Here is a 15,264-nt window from a genome sequence, read left to right as displayed (position 1 = left end):
ATTAAATTTAATAAATATTGCGGGTGATAATTAGTACATTATAAATGGCAAGACAATATGAGAAATTGTTTTTTTTGGAAAAATTCTCGCTCTTGGTGTATTTGCGAATCGTTTCTAAGAAAGCATGTAATGAAAGTCTTTTATTCCTGCAGGAACGTCTTTCTAAGCCTGTCCTGGAACGGTTTGACAAAATAGGAAAGAACGCTTCTTTCGCTTGTCTGTATGAAGACTTCGGCCGGCATGCCCGGATACAACCGTCCACCTGGTATATGGTCCATTCCAGTTTTGCTCGGCTTGATGCGCAGTGCGTAAAATGACGCACCGCTTCGGGAATCTGTCTGCAAGTCCGGGGCGACGACTGCGACTTCAGCGCTTACATCCGGCGTCGTGCTCTGATTGAAAGCCGTGAAGCGAATGGTCACTGGCTGCCCGACATAGATCTGGTCTATGTCGTTTGGAAGAACATTGGCGTCGATTGCAAGATCTTCCTTTGCCGGCACCACCAGCATAAGCACTTCGCCCGGCTGGATGACGCCGTTTATGTTGTGTACCGACAGCTGGTAGATACGCCCCGCAATCGGCGAGCGAATATCGAGGCGGTCGAGCTGGTCGCGTGTTGCCGCAAGCCGTTCCTCGTATTCCGCAACGGTGGCTTCGATTGAGGTCAGATCTTTAGTGACCTCGGACTTGCGGTCCTCGTCAAGCTGAAGCGACTGCAAGTCCATTTCGCTCAGCTTGCCTACCGTCTGCGCACGCGCGGCCATATACTGGCCCTGCTGACCTTCGAGATTGGAAAGCTGCCGCTTGAGAAGGTTGAGGCGCTGAAGCGTTACCAGCCCCTTGGCATATAGCTCCTGTGTCTTTGAGACGTCTTCCCTTACGATAGCAAGTTCATTGTTGGTTGCCTCAATCTGCACGTCCATGCCCCGCGCTTCATCGGCTAGCTGATCCTTGCGCGTTACCAATTGCTTCTTCATGCCAATCAGTGCACTGCGACGGCTGTTGAAAAGGTTCTGCTCACTGTCGATGAATGTTTTGGCAGCCTTCGAATTGGTCAAGACGGCCAGATCTTCCGGCGTTGTGAAAGAGGTGGCGTCGGAGATTTCGGCACGCAGACGCGCACGGCGTGCATAAAGCTGCGCGAGCGTATTTTCGACAATGGACAGGTTTGCCTGAACGATCGTGCCACTCAGCCGCAGCAAAACCTGACCGGCCTCCACCGTGTCACCTTCCGCAACATTGATCTGGCTGACAATACCGCCGGAAAGGTGCTGAATTTTCTTGGAGTTGCCTTCGACAACGACCCGGCCCGTGGCGACGACTGCCCCCGAAAGCTTCGCGAGAGCCGCCCAGCCACCCAGGCCGAAAAGAAGGCCGGCAGCAAGAACGACTACGGCGGTTGAGTGTTTGACGATAGATGTTTTCGTCACGCCGGTTTTTTCTCCCTCAACCATTTTCACCCACCCGGCTTTCCAGCTTGCGTACTTCTTCTTCTGTTTCCGGCACCTGGCGAATATTTTGACGAAGGATTTGCGCAAGCACCTCTTCCTTGGTGCCGAAGCGAAGCATGCGGCCGTTGCTCATCACCATCACAAGATTGACGCTTTCGATGGCGCTCGGACGATGGGCAATGACGACCACGATGCCGCCCCGCGCCCTTATGTCGCCAATGGCGTTGCGCAAGGCTGCCTCGCCTTCGCTGTCCAGATTGGAGTTCGGCTCATCGAGGATGACAAAGAATGGCTCCCTGAAAAGCGCCCGCGCCAGGCCGATGCGCTGTTTTTGCCCGCCTGACAATGCCTCTCCACGGTCGCCGATATAGGTGTCGTAACCGTTGGGCAGGTTCAGGATGAGATCATGAACCTGAGCGGCCTTGGCTGCCGAAACGATGGCTTCCGCCGTTGCGTCACGGTCGAAGCGCGCGATATTTTGCGCGACCGTGCCTGGCATCAGCTCCACCTGCTGGGGCATGTATCCGATGGATTTACCGAGAACCTCGAAATCCCACTGGTTCAGTGCGGCCCCATCGAAGCGCACGGAGCCGCGCTCATAGGGCCAGATACCGGTTATCAAACGTGCCAGCGTGGATTTACCGGAAGCGCTCGGCCCAATGATGCCAAGGCCATCGCCCGCGTTCAACGTGAAGGAAATATCGGCCACGGTATCTCGCGCACCATTGGGCGGACCGCCGGTCACGCGATCGATGGCAACGGTATATTTCGGTGGCGGCAGGGAAAGCGGCTGTGCGGGTTCCGGTACGAGTTCAAGAAACTCGTTGATGCGTTTCCAGCCCTGTCTCGCAGTCATGAAGCTGCGCCAGTTTGCAATTGCGTGTTCGACAGGGCCCAGCGCTTTGGCCGAGAGGATGGAGCCTGCGATGATGCTACCCGCTGACGCATGCCCCTCGATAACCAGCAGGGCGCCGATTGCCATCACACCCGACTGTAACAAAAGGCGGAATGTTCGGGAAATCGCGGCGAGCATGCCCGCCGTGTCCGACGTCGAGAGTGTGACGGCGCGGTAATTGGAGTGCAGATCGTCCCACATCGACGTCACCGCATTCATCATGCCCATGGTTCTTATGGACTCGATGTTGCGCTGGCTGCTGCCGACGAGTGCATTTCTCTGTCCGCGCACGGTGTAGGCCTGTTTGGTCGCCCTTTCGGTCAGCCAGTTGGTTACGAGCGTCAGCACGACAAGGACCAGGGCGCCGCCAAGCACGGCAAAACCGATCCAGGGATGCAAGGCAAAACAGATCAGCAGATAGATGGGCAGCCAGGGAATATCAAAGAAAGCTGCTGGTCCCGGCCCGGACAAGAATTGACGTATCTGATCGAGATCGCCGACGATCTGCAGCCCGTCTACCTTGCCGTAGGCGGCAAGTGGTGCGCTGATTGATGCCCTGAAGAGCTTTTGATTGAGATCGTCGTCCATATTGTCCGAGATGCGAGCCAATATCCGGCCGCGCAGAGCATCGAACCCCACAAGAAAGGCATAGAGAATAACCAGCAGAACAACGAGAGCGACAAGAGAAGGAATACTCTTGCTCGGCAGAATCCGGTCATAAACCTCCAGCATGAAAAGGGAGCCGGAAAGATTGAGAATATTCATGAGTGCGCTGGCAATGCCGACAGCGAAGAAAGCGCGCTTATTTTTTGTTAAAAAAGAATTAAAAAAAAACATATCAACACCTAAAACTGCGCGAAAATTGCACAATAAGTGAAACTAGGCAATGCTATTAGAGAATGTTCTAAATAAATTAGGCAAAGAGATAAGTAGCAATACGACTTTGATCTTGATCTGTCGATACGGAGATGGGGTCGAAGGCTGGACGTGACGCTATGTCGCCCACCAGATTGTTATAGCGCATCGATGCAACAAAAAAGGCGGTCCAAAGACCGCCTTCTCCGTAAATCCATCAAAATGGAAATCTTATTCCGCTGCAGTTTCCGCAGCCTTTGCTGCTTCTTCCGCTGCCTTGGCTTCTGCTGCTTCGGCTGCTGCCTTTTCGGCGGCGAGAGCCTGTGCTGCTGCTACCTTTTCAGCTTCCAGACGTGCCTTTTCTTCGGCGACTGCCTGGCGCTCGGATTCGTTCAGCTTGCGGGCGCGCGTACCGGTGTTTTCAACGATACGGGCAGCCTTGCCGCGACGATCGCGCAGGTAGTAGAGCTTCGCGCGGCGAACCTTACCGCGGCGAACGATTTCAACGCCTTCGACCAGCGGGGAGTAGATCGGGAATACGCGCTCGACGCCTTCGCCGTAGGAGATCTTGCGAACGGTGAAGCTCTCGGAAAGGCCGCCGCCGGAACGGGCGATGCAAACGCCTTCGTAAGCCTGAACGCGGGTACGGTTACCTTCGGTAACGCGCACGTTGACGCGCAGCGTGTCGCCCGGAGAAAACTCAGGCAGGGTGCGCTTCGCTTCGATCTTGGCAGCCTGTTCGGCTTCCAGCTGCTGAATGATATTGGTCATGTTAACCTCTGATTTCTTCTGAAACAGCCAGAGCGCTCAACGTTTCGTCTGTCGGTCAATGCCTTCAGACCATGCCGTGCGGCAGGAGCGGGTTCGCCATTCTTTGCTTGCGGTTAAAGGGGAAAACCCCAATTCCACGCGGGCACATACACGAGGCAGCGCCATTTGTCATCCCTTCATGACAATATTTTATCAATTGTGGGCGACGTACGGGCTGTTGCGAAGGTGCGTTTCCCCGGTTATGGCATGAAAACCTTGGGAGGGGCCATGTCCGTACTTATTATCATGATGCTGTTTGCGACCGGCTTTCTATCTGGCGTGGTCAATGCGATCGCCGGTGGCGGCACCTTTTTGACCTTCGGGGCGATGACGCTTGCAGGCCTGCCGCCGATTGTCGCCAATGCCACGTCGGCGATCGTGCAGTTTCCCGGTTACATCACCTCCGTGATCGCCTACGGGCCTGAAATCCGCGCCCACTGGCGCGAGGCGATCCTCCTGTCGGCCGTCTCCATCGTCGGCGGGCTGGCGGGGTCGCTTTTGCTCCTGTCGCTCGACAACCCCTCCTTCCGCCAGCTTGTGCCATGGTTGCTTCTGGCCGCAACGGTTGTTTTTGCCGCTGGCCCGTGGCTGCGACCGAAGGCCAGTGCCGAGCGTTCACCCGGTAATGTGCCGAGCCTCTTCTTTCAGGGGCTCGCCTCCATCTATGGTGGTTTTTTCGGGGCGGGCATGGGCATCATGATGCTGGCCATCCTCGGAATGACCTCGGGTGGCAGCTATCATCATCTGAATGCCCTGAAGAACCTGCTCTCGGTGGTGATCGCGATCATCGCCATTACGATCTTCGTCAGCGGCGGCGTCGTTTCCTGGTGGGCCGCCCTCATCATGTTCCCGGCGGCCGCGCTTGGCGGATATGTGGGAGTGCACACGGCAAGGCGGGTGCCGCAGTGGATCATCCGCTGGCTGGTCATTGCAGTCGGGCTGGTGCTGACGGCCTATTATTTCGTCTCGGTTTAAACCTTGGCCTTTTCCAGCAGGTCGGGCCGTCTTTCCTTCGTCAACGCCAGCGCCTGCTCGTGCCGCCATTTGTCGATGACGGCGTGATTGCCAGAGGTGAGAACGGCTGGGATGTCGCGGCCTTCCCAGACCTGCGGACGGGTGTAGTGCGGATGCTCCAGAAGCCCACCCTCGAAGCTCTCATGCACGCCTGAGAGATCGTTGCCCATGACGCCCGGCAGAATGCGGACAATGGCGTCCAGAAGCGTCAGGGCGGCCGGCTCGCCGCCGGAGAGAATGTAATCGCCGATCGACACTTCCTCCAACCCGCGCGCCTCTATGACCCGCTGGTCGACCCCTTCGAAGCGGCCACACACGATAATCGCGCCGTCGCCTGCCGCCAGTTCGCGCACTCGGTCTTGCGACAGTGGCTTGCCGCGCGGGCTCATCAGCAGACGCGGTCGCGTATCTCCATCTGAAACATGGTCGATGGCTGCGGCCAGAATGTCGGGTTTCAGCACCATGCCGGCGCCGCCGCCTGCCGGTGTGTCGTCCACGCTTCTGTGCCTGTCGGTGGCGAATTCACGGATCTGCACGGCCTCAAGTGACCATTGCTTGCGCTCCAGCGCCTTGCCCGCCAGCGAATATCCGAGATGCCCGGGAAACATTTCCGGGTAGAGCGTCAGAACGGTAGCCTTGAACGTCATGACCTTATTTCTTGCCGAAAGGCGATGCGCCGGTTTCGTCTTTGTCGTCCGGATTGTCGATCAGGCCGGCAGCCATGGGATCGATGAGAATGCGTCTCGCCTCCAGATCGATTTCAAGCACGGCTGCTTCCGAAAAGGGGATGAGGGCGGGACGGCGGCCCGCACCTTTCAGCTCCAGGAGGTCGCCTGCGCCGAAATCGTAAACGGCGCTGACGGCGCCATAGCTTTTGCCTTCGGCATCGACGGCTTCCAGCCCTTCGAGGTCGGCATAATAAAATTCGTCGTCGTCCAGCTCGTCATCCGGCAGATTGTCGCGTTCGATGAAAAGTTCGAGCCCGTTCAGGCTTTCCGCCGCATTGCGGTCGTTGATACCCCTGAAGCGGACGACAACCACATTCTTGCCCTCGCGGACTTCCAGAATTTCGAAGACGCGGCCATCGGCGCTGACCAGATTGCCGTAATCGCCGAGCGCCATCGGTTCGTCCGTATAGGTGCTGACGCGGACTTCGCCGCGCAATCCCTGTGCGCCGCCGATCTTTGCCATGAGTATCGGGTTTTCCAGCTTTGCCATCGGGCCGTCCGTCTTCTGGTGTTGGTTGCGTCTGGTTTACAGCATCAGCGTAAAAATCGGAATCGATTTTCACAGGGCACGATGCGCAGATCCAACGCGTTAGAGCATAGTTCCTGACGCTCTAAAGTTTGTTGATACCAAAATAAACAAAAAACGGGCGGCATGGAAAACCACGCCACCCGTTCTCTAAAATTCTATTGCAGATTATTCTGCAGCAGAAGCTTCTGCTGCGGCAGCAGCTGCGTCTTCAGCCTTCTGCTTCTTTTCTGCAACGCGTTCCAGAGCGCGCTTGCCCGGCAGTGCCTTTTCCGGGTTGCTGCGAGCGGCGCGATCGGCAAGGCCTGCCTCTGCGAGGAAGCGCAGAACGCGGTCGGTCGGCTGTGCGCCCTTGGCGATCCATTCCTTGATGAGGTCAGCCTTCAGCTCGATGCGCTGCGGGTTGTCCTTGGCGAGCATCGGGTTCCAGGAACCGACCTTCTCGAGGAAACGGCCGTCGCGGGGCGAACGGGCGTCAGCAACGACGATCTGGTAGTACGGGCGCTTCTTGGAACCACCGCGTGCGAGACGAATTTTAAGTGCCATGTTATTTACTCCTTGAGATAGCTTGTCCGCCGGTTAGGCGGTCTTTTCATTACCGCCATGTTCGGCGGCTATTGCTTCATGATGCCGGATGACTTCCTTGATGACGAAGTTTAGAAACTTCTCGGCGAAATCCGGATCCAGATTGGCATCCTTTGCCAGACGGCGAAGGCGTTCGATCTGGTATTCCTCGCGCGCCGGGTCCGCCGGCGGCAAATTGTATTTTGCCTTCAGCACGCCCACCGCCTTGGTACAGCGGAAACGTTCGGCAAGAATGTGAACCAGTGCGGCATCGATATTGTCGATCGACTGGCGGTATTCGGAAAGCTGGGCTTTCACTTCTGCGTTGTTCACTGGCGTCGCCCTCACTTCTTTTTCGGGAAGCCGGGAAGGCCCGGCATGCCGCCAAGACCCGGCAGCTTTGTCCCGCCCAGACCGGGTAGCCCGCCGGGCAGACCACCGAGACCGGGCATTGCGCCCGGCTTGCCAAGACCGGCAGCTTCAGCCTGTTTTTGAAGCGCTTCGAGCTGCTTCGGGTCGATGTTCGACAGATCAGGCATGCCGCCGCCCATCATGCCACCAAGCCCCATCTTGCCCGCAAGGCCGCCCATCATCTGCTTCATGATGCCGCCCTTGCCCTTGCCGCCCATGGCTTTCATCATGTCGGCCATTCCACGGTGCATCTTCAAGAGCTTGTTGATTTCGGCGGCATCGGTGCCGGAACCGGCGGCGATGCGCTTTTTGCGGCTGTGTTTGAGGATATCGGGATTGGCGCGTTCGGCCTTGGTCATCGACGAGATGATGGCGATCTGGCGGTCGAACATCTTGTCGTTGAGGCCTGCGGAAGCCATCTTGTCCTTCATGCCGGCCATGCCGGGCATCAGCCCCATGATACCGCCCATGCCACCCATCTTCTTCATCTGCGCAAGCTGGTCGGAGAGATCGTTGAGGTCGAACTTGCCCTTGGCCATCTTCTCGGCCATGGCACGGGCTTTTTCCGCATCGATGTTTTCGGCAGCCTTCTCGACCAGCGAGACGATGTCGCCCATGCCGAGAATACGGTCGGCGATACGGCGCGGATGGAACTCGTCGAGTTCATTCATGCGCTCGCCGATACCGATCAGCTTGATCGGCTTGCCGGTGACGGCGCGCATGGAGAGGGCCGCACCACCGCGCCCGTCGCCATCCATACGGGTGAGCACGAGACCGGTGATGCCGACGCGCTCATCGAAATTGCGCGCCAGATTGACGGCGTCCTGACCGGTCAGCGAATCCGCGACCAGCAGGATTTCATGCGGGTTGGACTTCTTCTTGATGTCGGCCATTTCCAGCATCAAGGGTTCGTCGATATGGGTGCGGCCGGCGGTGTCGAGAATGACGACGTCATGGCCGCCGAGCTTGGCGGCCTGCACGGCGCGTGCGGCGATATCTGTCGGGGACTGGCCGGCGATGACCGGCAGCGTATCGACACCGGTCTGCACGCCCAGTTGGCGAAGCTGTTCCTGTGCGGCCGGACGGCGCGTGTCGAGAGATGCCATCAGCACCTTCTTCTTGTCGCGGTCGGTCAGGCGCTTGGCGATCTTGCCTGTGGTCGTGGTCTTGCCCGAACCCTGCAGACCCACCATCATTATGACGACGGGGGCGGCCGCATGCAGGTCGATCGAGACGCCTTCGGTGCCGAGCATCTCGACAAGTTCGTCATGCACGATCTTGACGACCATCTGGCCGGGCTTGATGGATTTCAGAACGGCTGCGCCGACAGCCTTTTCACGCACCTTGTCGGTGAAGGAACGCACGACTTCCAGCGCAACGTCCGCTTCCAGAAGCGCACGGCGAACCTCGCGCAGGGCGGCGGCAACATCGGCTTCCGTCAGCGCGCCACGGCCGGTCAGTCCATTCAGAATGGAACCAAGGCGGTCCTGGAGGTTTTCAAACATCGTTTCTTCCTTCTTCGTTCCGGGATCTCCGAAACGTCGGTGCTTTCGCTGCCAAAAACAAGACGCAAAGCCAAAAAGCACCCGAGGGCGCATCGCGCTGTCGGGTGTTGACCTCCGGGATCTCTTTATACCTTTGCGGGTCCCGGTCGGCGGCTTGGAGTCGTGAAACTGCCAGCTGATTGGCCGCGATAAACAGGAAAGTGCCGTGAAAGTCAAGACAGTGCCGGTTTTCATGCGGCAAAGCATGCCTTGTCATCTTTACGTGATCAGACGAAAGCTGCGATGGCGGTGCTTGAACGGCGTCGCCTGGCTTCTTATACCTTTCCCATGAAACGTCGAAACTTCTTTCGTTTTTCCGCACTTGGTCTGCTTGCTCTTGCGGGCGGCGGCCTGTTTGCGCGCCGCTCTAACGCCAGCGCCTATTATAGTGGGCCGGTCTCCGATCATTTCGACGGGGTGCGTTTCTTCAATCCCGGCGGTTCGCCGCCCGGCAATTTCATGGGCCTCCTGAAATGGCGCTTCAACGGTGAGCGCGCCACGTGGCCGGAAAACTATCCCAGCCCGTTTCCGTTCGCAAAGCCGGAGCCCCGCATCGACGGCAAGGACATTCGCGTCACCTTCGTCGGTCACGCCTCCTTTCTCATCCAGACGGCAGGGCTGAATATTCTCATCGATCCGGTGTGGTCGCAGCGTACCAGCCCGTTCAGCTTCGCCGGTCCCAAACGCGTCAACCCGCCGGGCATCCGTTTTGAGGATTTGCCGCCGATCGATCTGGTGCTGGTGACGCATAATCACTACGACCATCTGGATATGGAAACGCTGAAGCGCCTGCATGTCGCGCACAAGCCGCTTTTCATCACGCCGCTTGGCAATGACGCTATCATCCGCACCGGCGTCGAGGCAGCGCGCATCAAGGTGGGGGACTGGGGCGATGTCCTTGAGATTGGTTCGGTCAAAATTCATTTCGAGCCGTGCCACCATTGGTCGGCGCGTGGGCTGAACGACCGGCGCATGGCGCTGTGGGCGGCCTTCGTCATCGAAACGCCTTATGGCAAGATTTATCATATCGGCGACACCGGCTTCCACGACGGCCTCAATTATCACGCCGCGCGCAAGAAACACGGTGAGTTCCGTCTCGCCAACCTGCCTTTCGGCGCCTATGAGCCGCGCTGGTTCATGAAGGGCCAGCACCAGAACCCTGCGGAAGCCGTGGAAGGCATGAAGATCTGCGGTGCGGCACATGTCTGCGGCCATCATTGGGGCACTGTGCAACTGACCGATGAAGCGGTCGAAGCTCCTCTTGTCGCGCTGAAGGCAGCGCTTGCTGAGCAGGGGATAGACGAGAGCCGCTTCCAGCCCATGCGGCCCGGCGAAGTCTTCGACGTACCTTCCGCCTGAGCGGCTCAGCGGTTTGCGCCGCAACAGTCTGGTAATTTGCCGTCCTTTCCGCCATATAGAGCGAAAGTGCGGGCAAAGCCCGTCTTTATTCCGGTTTCAGGTAGTTTTCAGGTTCAGTACGATGGCGGATACGGTCGAATTTGCGAAGATGAACGGGCTTGGCAACAAGATCCTCGTTGTCGACATGCGCGGCCGCAGGGATATGGTGACGCCTGCGGCGGCCATTGCGCTCAATGCCGATCCCGCCACGCAGTTCGATCAGATCATGGCAATCCACGATCCGCGTGTCGGCGGCACCGATGCATTCATCGATATCCTCAATTGCGACGGCACGAAGGCGCAGGCCTGCGGCAACGGCACGCGCTGCGTGGTGCAGGCGCTGTCCTCTGAAACCGGCAAGACCACCTTCACCTTCCAGACGGTGGCGGGCATCCTGAACGCCGTCGAGCATGAAGACGGCATGATTTCCGTTGATATGGGCCTGCCGCGTTTTCGCTGGAGCGACATTCCGCTTTCTGAAGAGTTCCACGATACGAGCCGCATCGAGTTGCAGATCGGGCCGATCGACGCGCCAATCCTGCATTCGCCCGCCGTCATGTCCATGGGAAACCCGCACGCCATTTTTTGGGTGGATCGCGATCCGATGGAGTTCGATCTGGAACGCTTTGGTCCGCTTCTGGAAAACCACCCGATGTTCCCTGAAAAGGCCAATATCACCCTGGCACAGGTTATTTCCGACAGTGCGCTTCGCACCCGCACCTGGGAGCGCGGCGCCGGGCTGACGCTCGCCTGCGGTTCTGCCGCATGTGCCGCTGCCGTTTCCGCTGCGCGCACCGGCCGCACGGGCAGGAAGGTCACCATCGATGTCGCCTCCAGCCCTGTGCGTGTGCCGCTGACAATTGAGTGGCGCGAGGACAACCACGTCATCATGACGGGGCCGGCCGAATGGGAATGGTCCGGCATGGTCGATCCCATCAGCGGCGCCTTTTCGCGCGATGCCGTGGCTGAGCAGGGGGCCATATGAGCGGCGTCGAGGTCATAACCTTCGGCTGCCGTCTCAATACCTATGAATCGGAAGTGATGCGGGCGGAGGCCGAAAAGGCCGGGCTCAACAATGCCGTCTTGGTCAATACCTGCGCGGTGACGGGCGAGGCGGTGCGCCAGGCGCGCCAGGCCATCCGTCGGGCAAGGCGCGACAATCCGCATGCGCGCATCATCGTGACCGGCTGTGCTGCCCAGACTGAAAAACAGACCTTTGCCGAGATGCCCGAAGTGGATGCGGTGCTGGGCAATGAGGAAAAGCTGAAAAGCGCCTCCTATCGCGCACTGCCGGATTTCGGCGTTTCGGCGGAAGAAAAGCTGCGCGTCAACGACATCATGAGCATCAAGGCGACGGCGCCGCAGATGGTCAAGCACATTGACGGGCATGTCCGTGCCTTCATTCAGGTGCAGAACGGCTGCGATCATCGCTGTACCTTCTGCATCATTCCCTATGGGCGGGGCAATTCCCGCTCCGTGCCGATGGGCGCTGTGGTGGAGCAGGCGCGCAGGCTGGTGGAAAGCGGTTATTGCGAAATCGTGCTGACCGGAGTGGATGCTACCAGCTACGGTGCCGACCTGCCGGGCGAACCTTCGCTAGGGCTTCTTGCCAAAACATTGCTGAAGCAGGTGCCGGAAATCTTGAGACTTCGGCTATCCTCGATCGACAGCATCGAGGCTGACCACCATCTGATGGATCTGATTGCAGGTGAGGCGCGTTTCATGCCGCATCTTCACCTGTCCCTCCAGCATGGCGACGACATGATCCTGAAACGCATGAAACGCCGTCATTTGCGGGCCGATGCCATCCGTTTCTGTCACGAGGTGCGGTCGCTCCGGCCGGATATCGCATTCGGTGCTGATATGATCGCCGGTTTTCCGACCGAGAACGAAGAGATGTTCGAAAACGCCGCGACGCTTGCGGAAGAATGCGGCATTTCCAGCCTGCACGTATTTCCCTACAGCCCGCGTGCCGGCACGCCGGCGGCGCGTATGCCGCAGCTCGACCGTGCGCTGGTGAAGGAGCGGGCGGCGAGGCTTCGCGAACGTGGCGAGGCACTCAGGCTCGTGCATCTGCAAAATATGGTTGGTTCGACGCAAACGATCCTCGTTGAAAACACCGGTTTTGCGCATACCGACAATTTCACGCTGGTGGCGGCGCCCGATCTTCTCCCGCGCACTCTTGCGCAGGTTGAGATTACCGGCCACAACGGCAAACATCTGAACATGAAGCTTCTCGCAGCGGACGCGGCCTGAAGCGGCACAGGAAAAGACACGGGAACGACCATGGCCCTCGGCTTCATCAAAAAAGTCTTTTCTTTCGGCAAGGACAAGGCCGGGACTGACGGCAAGCCGCAAGAGGATTCCGCGCTTGAACGCGCCAGAGAAAATGTCTCTTTCGATGAGGCGCTGAGCGAAGCCGAAGCACATCCCATTGTCGAGAAAGACCCGGTTTCCGAACTGGAGATTGAGACGGCCGGTGGGCCTGCTCCGGATGCTGATGCGGCCCTTTCCGATGACCAGGAGGAAGAGGACGCGCCGCTTCTGCCCGGTGCCGAGCAGGCCGGAGACATCGGCGTTGTTCCGCTGTCGCTGTTGCAGGCCGAAGCCGCTGCCGAAGAACAGGCCGAGGTTTTGCCCGAAGCTGCCGATGCCGTGCTCGATGCAGATGCGATGGATGCGCTGCTCGATGAGGCGGAGGCTGCCGGTGCCGTCGAGCCCCCTGCCGTTTCGCCTATCTTGCCGAAAGGTTTTGCAGCGGCAAGCGAGCGCGAAGAGCCTGTCGCCGAAGCGCCGCAGCCGAAGCTCAGCTGGTTCCAGCGCCTGCGGGCCGGGCTTGCGCGCACCTCCTCGCAACTTACCACCCAGATTTCGGCGCTGTTCACCAAGCGCAAGCTGGATGAGGATACGCTCGACGAACTGGAAGACCTTCTCATCCAGTCGGATCTCGGTGTCGAGACCGCCATGCGCATCACGGGCGCCTTGTCTTCGGAACGTTACGGCAAGGATGTCAGTGGCGAGGATGTGGCGCGCATCATGGCGGGTGAGATCACCAAGGTCCTGAAACCTGTCGCCAAGCCGCTGGAACTCGATCTTTCACACAAGCCGCATGTCATTCTCGTCGTCGGCGTGAACGGCACCGGCAAAACCACGACCATCGGCAAGCTCGCCTCCAAGCTCTCGGGCTCTGGCCTCAAGGTCATGCTCGCGGCCGGCGATACGTTCCGTGCGGCGGCAATCGAGCAGCTCAAGATCTGGGCGGATCGTACCGGCTCGCAATTCATTGGCACCAAGCTCGGTGCGGATGCCTCGGGTCTCGCTTACGACGCCTATGAGCAGGCGCGTGCGCAAAAAAGCGATGTGCTCATCATTGATACTGCCGGCCGTTTGCAGAACAAGACGGAGCTGATGGCGGAGCTGGAAAAGATCGTGCGCGTGCTCGGCAAGCTCGATCCCGATGCGCCGCATACCGTGCTTCAGACACTGGACGCCACGACCGGGCAGAACGCCTTGAACCAGGTGGAGATATTCCGCAATGTTGCGGGTGTTTCGGGCCTGATTATGACAAAATTGGATGGCACGGCGCGGGGCGGTATCCTCGTGGCCATTGCCGCCAAACACAAGCTGCCGGTGTATTTCATTGGTGTGGGTGAAGGCGTGGACGATCTGGAGCCCTTCGAGGCGGAAGATTTCGCCAAGGCCATTGCGGGAGTTTGAGTATGGATATTGAAAGCAATTCCAAGGAAAGCGAAAAGATGGTGGCGGAAATCAGCCCGCTCCTGAAATTCGTGCTCGAGCTTGGCCCGCTTATGGTGTTCTTTTTCGCCAATTCCCGCGGCGAATGGCTGGCCTCCACTTTTCCGGTACTGACGGAGTTCGGCGGGCCGATCTTCATCGCCACCGGCCTGTTCATGATCGCAACCGCAATTGCGCTTTCCGTCTCATGGATGCTGACGCGCAAGCTGCCGATCATGCCGCTGATATCAGGCATCGTGGTTCTCGTGTTCGGTGCGCTGACGCTGTGGCTGCAGAACGATACCTTCATCAAGATGAAGCCAACCATCGTCAATGCGCTCTTCGGCGTCATTCTGCTGGGAGGCCTGTTTTTCGGCCAATCGCTGCTTGGCTATGTCTTCAATTCGGCCTTCAGGCTGAACGATGAGGGCTGGCGCAAGCTGACGCTGCGCTGGGGCGTGTTCTTCCTCTTTCTCGCCGTGCTGAACGAGGTGGTCTGGCGCATGTTCTCAACCGACGCATGGGTTGCGTTCAAGGTGTGGGGCACGATGCCGATCACGATCATCTTCACCATGGCGCAAATGCCGCTCGTCATGCGTCATTCGCTCGAACCGCTGAACAAGGACGAAAAATGACAGTTGCAGAGGTGCCGGCTTCCCGTCCGCGCTCGTTCAAATGGTTCGGTGTCGCCGCCGGACTTCTTCTCCTGCAGATCGTCATCCTCTATGCCATGGGCCGCATTCCCATTTGCGAATGCGGTTATGTGAAGCTGTTCGAACCCGGTGTGAACACGCCGGGCAATTCCCAGCATCTTGCCGACTGGTACACGCCCTCACACATTATCCACGGCTTCCTGTTTTACGGGCTCGCCTGGCTGCTGTTTCGCAAGAAACCCCTTTCCATGCGGCTTTCTTTTGCGGTTTTGATAGAGGCAGCGTGGGAAATTCTCGAAAACTCGCCGCTCATCATCGATCGTTACCGCACGGCGACCATGGCGCTGGGTTACACCGGCGACAGCATCCTGAACTCCGCGATGGACACCGTTTTCATGGCGCTGGGTTTCCTCTTCGCCGCCCGCGTGCCGGTGTGGCTGACGGTTGTGATCGCCATCTTCTTTGAAATCTTCACCGGCTGGCTGATCCGCGATAATCTGACGCTGAACGTAGTGATGCTTGTCTGGCCCGTCGAAGCGATCAAGCAATGGCAGAACGCGCTCCCGCCAATGTGAAGATATCTGCCCGTACGTGCGTCGGAAAGGCACGAAAACCCTGCCTTATATGCAAGTTTTCTTAAGGGCATTGCGGTAGTGTCCGGGCTCAAAGGCTCGTCTTTT

The 15,264-nt window shown here is 58.5% G+C and carries 15 protein-coding genes; 7 read left to right on the top strand and 8 right to left on the bottom strand.

Features of this window, described 5'->3' with window-relative positions; all coding sequences use genetic code 11:
* Positions 1-140 precede the first annotated feature (140 nt).
* The 3 genes from ASD46_RS15770 to rplS all read right to left on the bottom strand — a co-directional run bounded on the left by ASD46_RS15770 (position 141) and on the right by rplS (position 3,972).
* On the bottom strand, positions 141-1,454 hold the full coding sequence (locus ASD46_RS15770; RefSeq protein ID WP_025594591.1) for an HlyD family type I secretion periplasmic adaptor subunit: 1,314 nt from the start codon (positions 1,452-1,454) through the stop codon (positions 141-143).
* Positions 1,447-3,111 carry a type I secretion system permease/ATPase gene (locus ASD46_RS15765; RefSeq protein ID WP_236742506.1) on the bottom strand — a complete coding sequence of 555 codons (1,665 nt, stop codon included), beginning with the start codon at positions 3,109-3,111 and terminating at the stop codon, positions 1,447-1,449. Before ASD46_RS15765 ends, ASD46_RS15770 begins: the two co-directional genes overlap by 8 nt.
* Positions 3,112-3,432: 321 nt before the next feature.
* Positions 3,433-3,972 carry a 50S ribosomal protein L19 gene (gene rplS, locus ASD46_RS15760; protein WP_003492508.1) on the bottom strand — a complete coding sequence of 180 codons (540 nt, stop codon included), beginning with the start codon at positions 3,970-3,972 and terminating at the stop codon, positions 3,433-3,435.
* Between the two features lie 267 nt (positions 3,973-4,239).
* Between rplS and ASD46_RS15755 the strand changes: the two genes are divergently transcribed.
* The gene (locus tag ASD46_RS15755) at positions 4,240-4,986 is read left to right on the top strand and encodes a sulfite exporter TauE/SafE family protein (protein WP_003516607.1); all 747 of its coding nucleotides are present in this window, start codon (positions 4,240-4,242) and stop codon (positions 4,984-4,986) included.
* Here the strand turns inward: ASD46_RS15755 and trmD are convergent.
* The 5 genes from trmD to ffh form a co-directional block, all read right to left on the bottom strand.
* Complete coding sequence (gene trmD / locus ASD46_RS15750; protein ID WP_019566023.1) at positions 4,983-5,672, bottom strand: tRNA (guanosine(37)-N1)-methyltransferase TrmD; 690 nt, start codon at positions 5,670-5,672, stop codon at positions 4,983-4,985. The two genes, ASD46_RS15755 and trmD, sit on opposite strands and share 4 nt — an antisense overlap.
* A gap of 4 nt (positions 5,673-5,676) precedes the next feature.
* Positions 5,677-6,243, bottom strand: coding sequence for a ribosome maturation factor RimM (rimM, locus tag ASD46_RS15745; protein ID WP_003516610.1), 567 nt, complete (start codon positions 6,241-6,243; stop codon positions 5,677-5,679).
* A 204-nt stretch (positions 6,244-6,447) separates the two neighbouring features.
* Complete coding sequence (gene rpsP / locus ASD46_RS15740; protein ID WP_003516612.1) at positions 6,448-6,825, bottom strand: 30S ribosomal protein S16; 378 nt, start codon at positions 6,823-6,825, stop codon at positions 6,448-6,450.
* A 33-nt stretch (positions 6,826-6,858) separates the two neighbouring features.
* Positions 6,859-7,176: a chorismate mutase gene (locus tag ASD46_RS15735; protein ID WP_013636924.1), complete on the bottom strand. Its 318-nt coding sequence runs from the start codon at positions 7,174-7,176 to the stop codon at positions 6,859-6,861.
* Positions 7,177-7,187: 11 nt separating this feature from the next.
* Positions 7,188-8,759: a signal recognition particle protein gene (gene ffh / locus ASD46_RS15730; RefSeq protein WP_003516616.1), complete on the bottom strand. Its 1,572-nt coding sequence runs from the start codon at positions 8,757-8,759 to the stop codon at positions 7,188-7,190.
* A 282-nt stretch (positions 8,760-9,041) separates the two neighbouring features.
* Here ffh and ASD46_RS15725 point away from each other — a divergent pair, with 282 nt between their 5' ends.
* The 6 genes from ASD46_RS15725 to ASD46_RS15700 all read left to right on the top strand — a co-directional run bounded on the left by ASD46_RS15725 (position 9,042) and on the right by ASD46_RS15700 (position 15,159).
* A complete protein-coding gene (locus ASD46_RS15725; protein WP_013636923.1) occupies positions 9,042-10,157 on the top strand; it encodes an MBL fold metallo-hydrolase in 1,116 nt (371 codons plus the stop codon).
* Positions 10,158-10,278: 121 nt separating this feature from the next.
* Positions 10,279-11,181 carry a diaminopimelate epimerase gene (gene dapF, locus ASD46_RS15720; RefSeq protein ID WP_025594586.1) on the top strand — a complete coding sequence of 301 codons (903 nt, stop codon included), beginning with the start codon at positions 10,279-10,281 and terminating at the stop codon, positions 11,179-11,181.
* Positions 11,178-12,452, top strand: a complete 1,275-nt coding sequence (gene mtaB / locus ASD46_RS15715; RefSeq protein ID WP_019566026.1) for a tRNA (N(6)-L-threonylcarbamoyladenosine(37)-C(2))-methylthiotransferase MtaB — start codon at positions 11,178-11,180, stop codon at positions 12,450-12,452. The genes dapF and mtaB overlap by 4 nt, the downstream gene beginning before the upstream one ends.
* Before the next feature lie 30 nt (positions 12,453-12,482).
* Positions 12,483-13,913 carry a signal recognition particle-docking protein FtsY gene (gene ftsY, locus ASD46_RS15710; RefSeq protein WP_013636920.1) on the top strand — a complete coding sequence of 477 codons (1,431 nt, stop codon included), beginning with the start codon at positions 12,483-12,485 and terminating at the stop codon, positions 13,911-13,913.
* A gap of 2 nt (positions 13,914-13,915) precedes the next feature.
* A complete protein-coding gene (locus ASD46_RS15705; protein WP_003516625.1) occupies positions 13,916-14,566 on the top strand; it encodes a septation protein A in 651 nt (216 codons plus the stop codon).
* On the top strand, positions 14,563-15,159 hold the full coding sequence (locus ASD46_RS15700) for a DUF2585 domain-containing protein (RefSeq protein ID WP_013636919.1): 597 nt from the start codon (positions 14,563-14,565) through the stop codon (positions 15,157-15,159). The genes ASD46_RS15705 and ASD46_RS15700 overlap by 4 nt, the downstream gene beginning before the upstream one ends.
* Positions 15,160-15,264 lie beyond the last annotated feature (105 nt).

Source organism: Rhizobium sp. Root491, assembly GCF_001427205.1.
Taxonomy (GTDB): Bacteria; Pseudomonadota; Alphaproteobacteria; order Rhizobiales; family Rhizobiaceae; genus Agrobacterium; species Agrobacterium tumefaciens.
The sequence above is the reverse complement of the archived record's forward strand: the minus strand, read 5'-3'. Positions and strand labels throughout refer to the sequence as shown.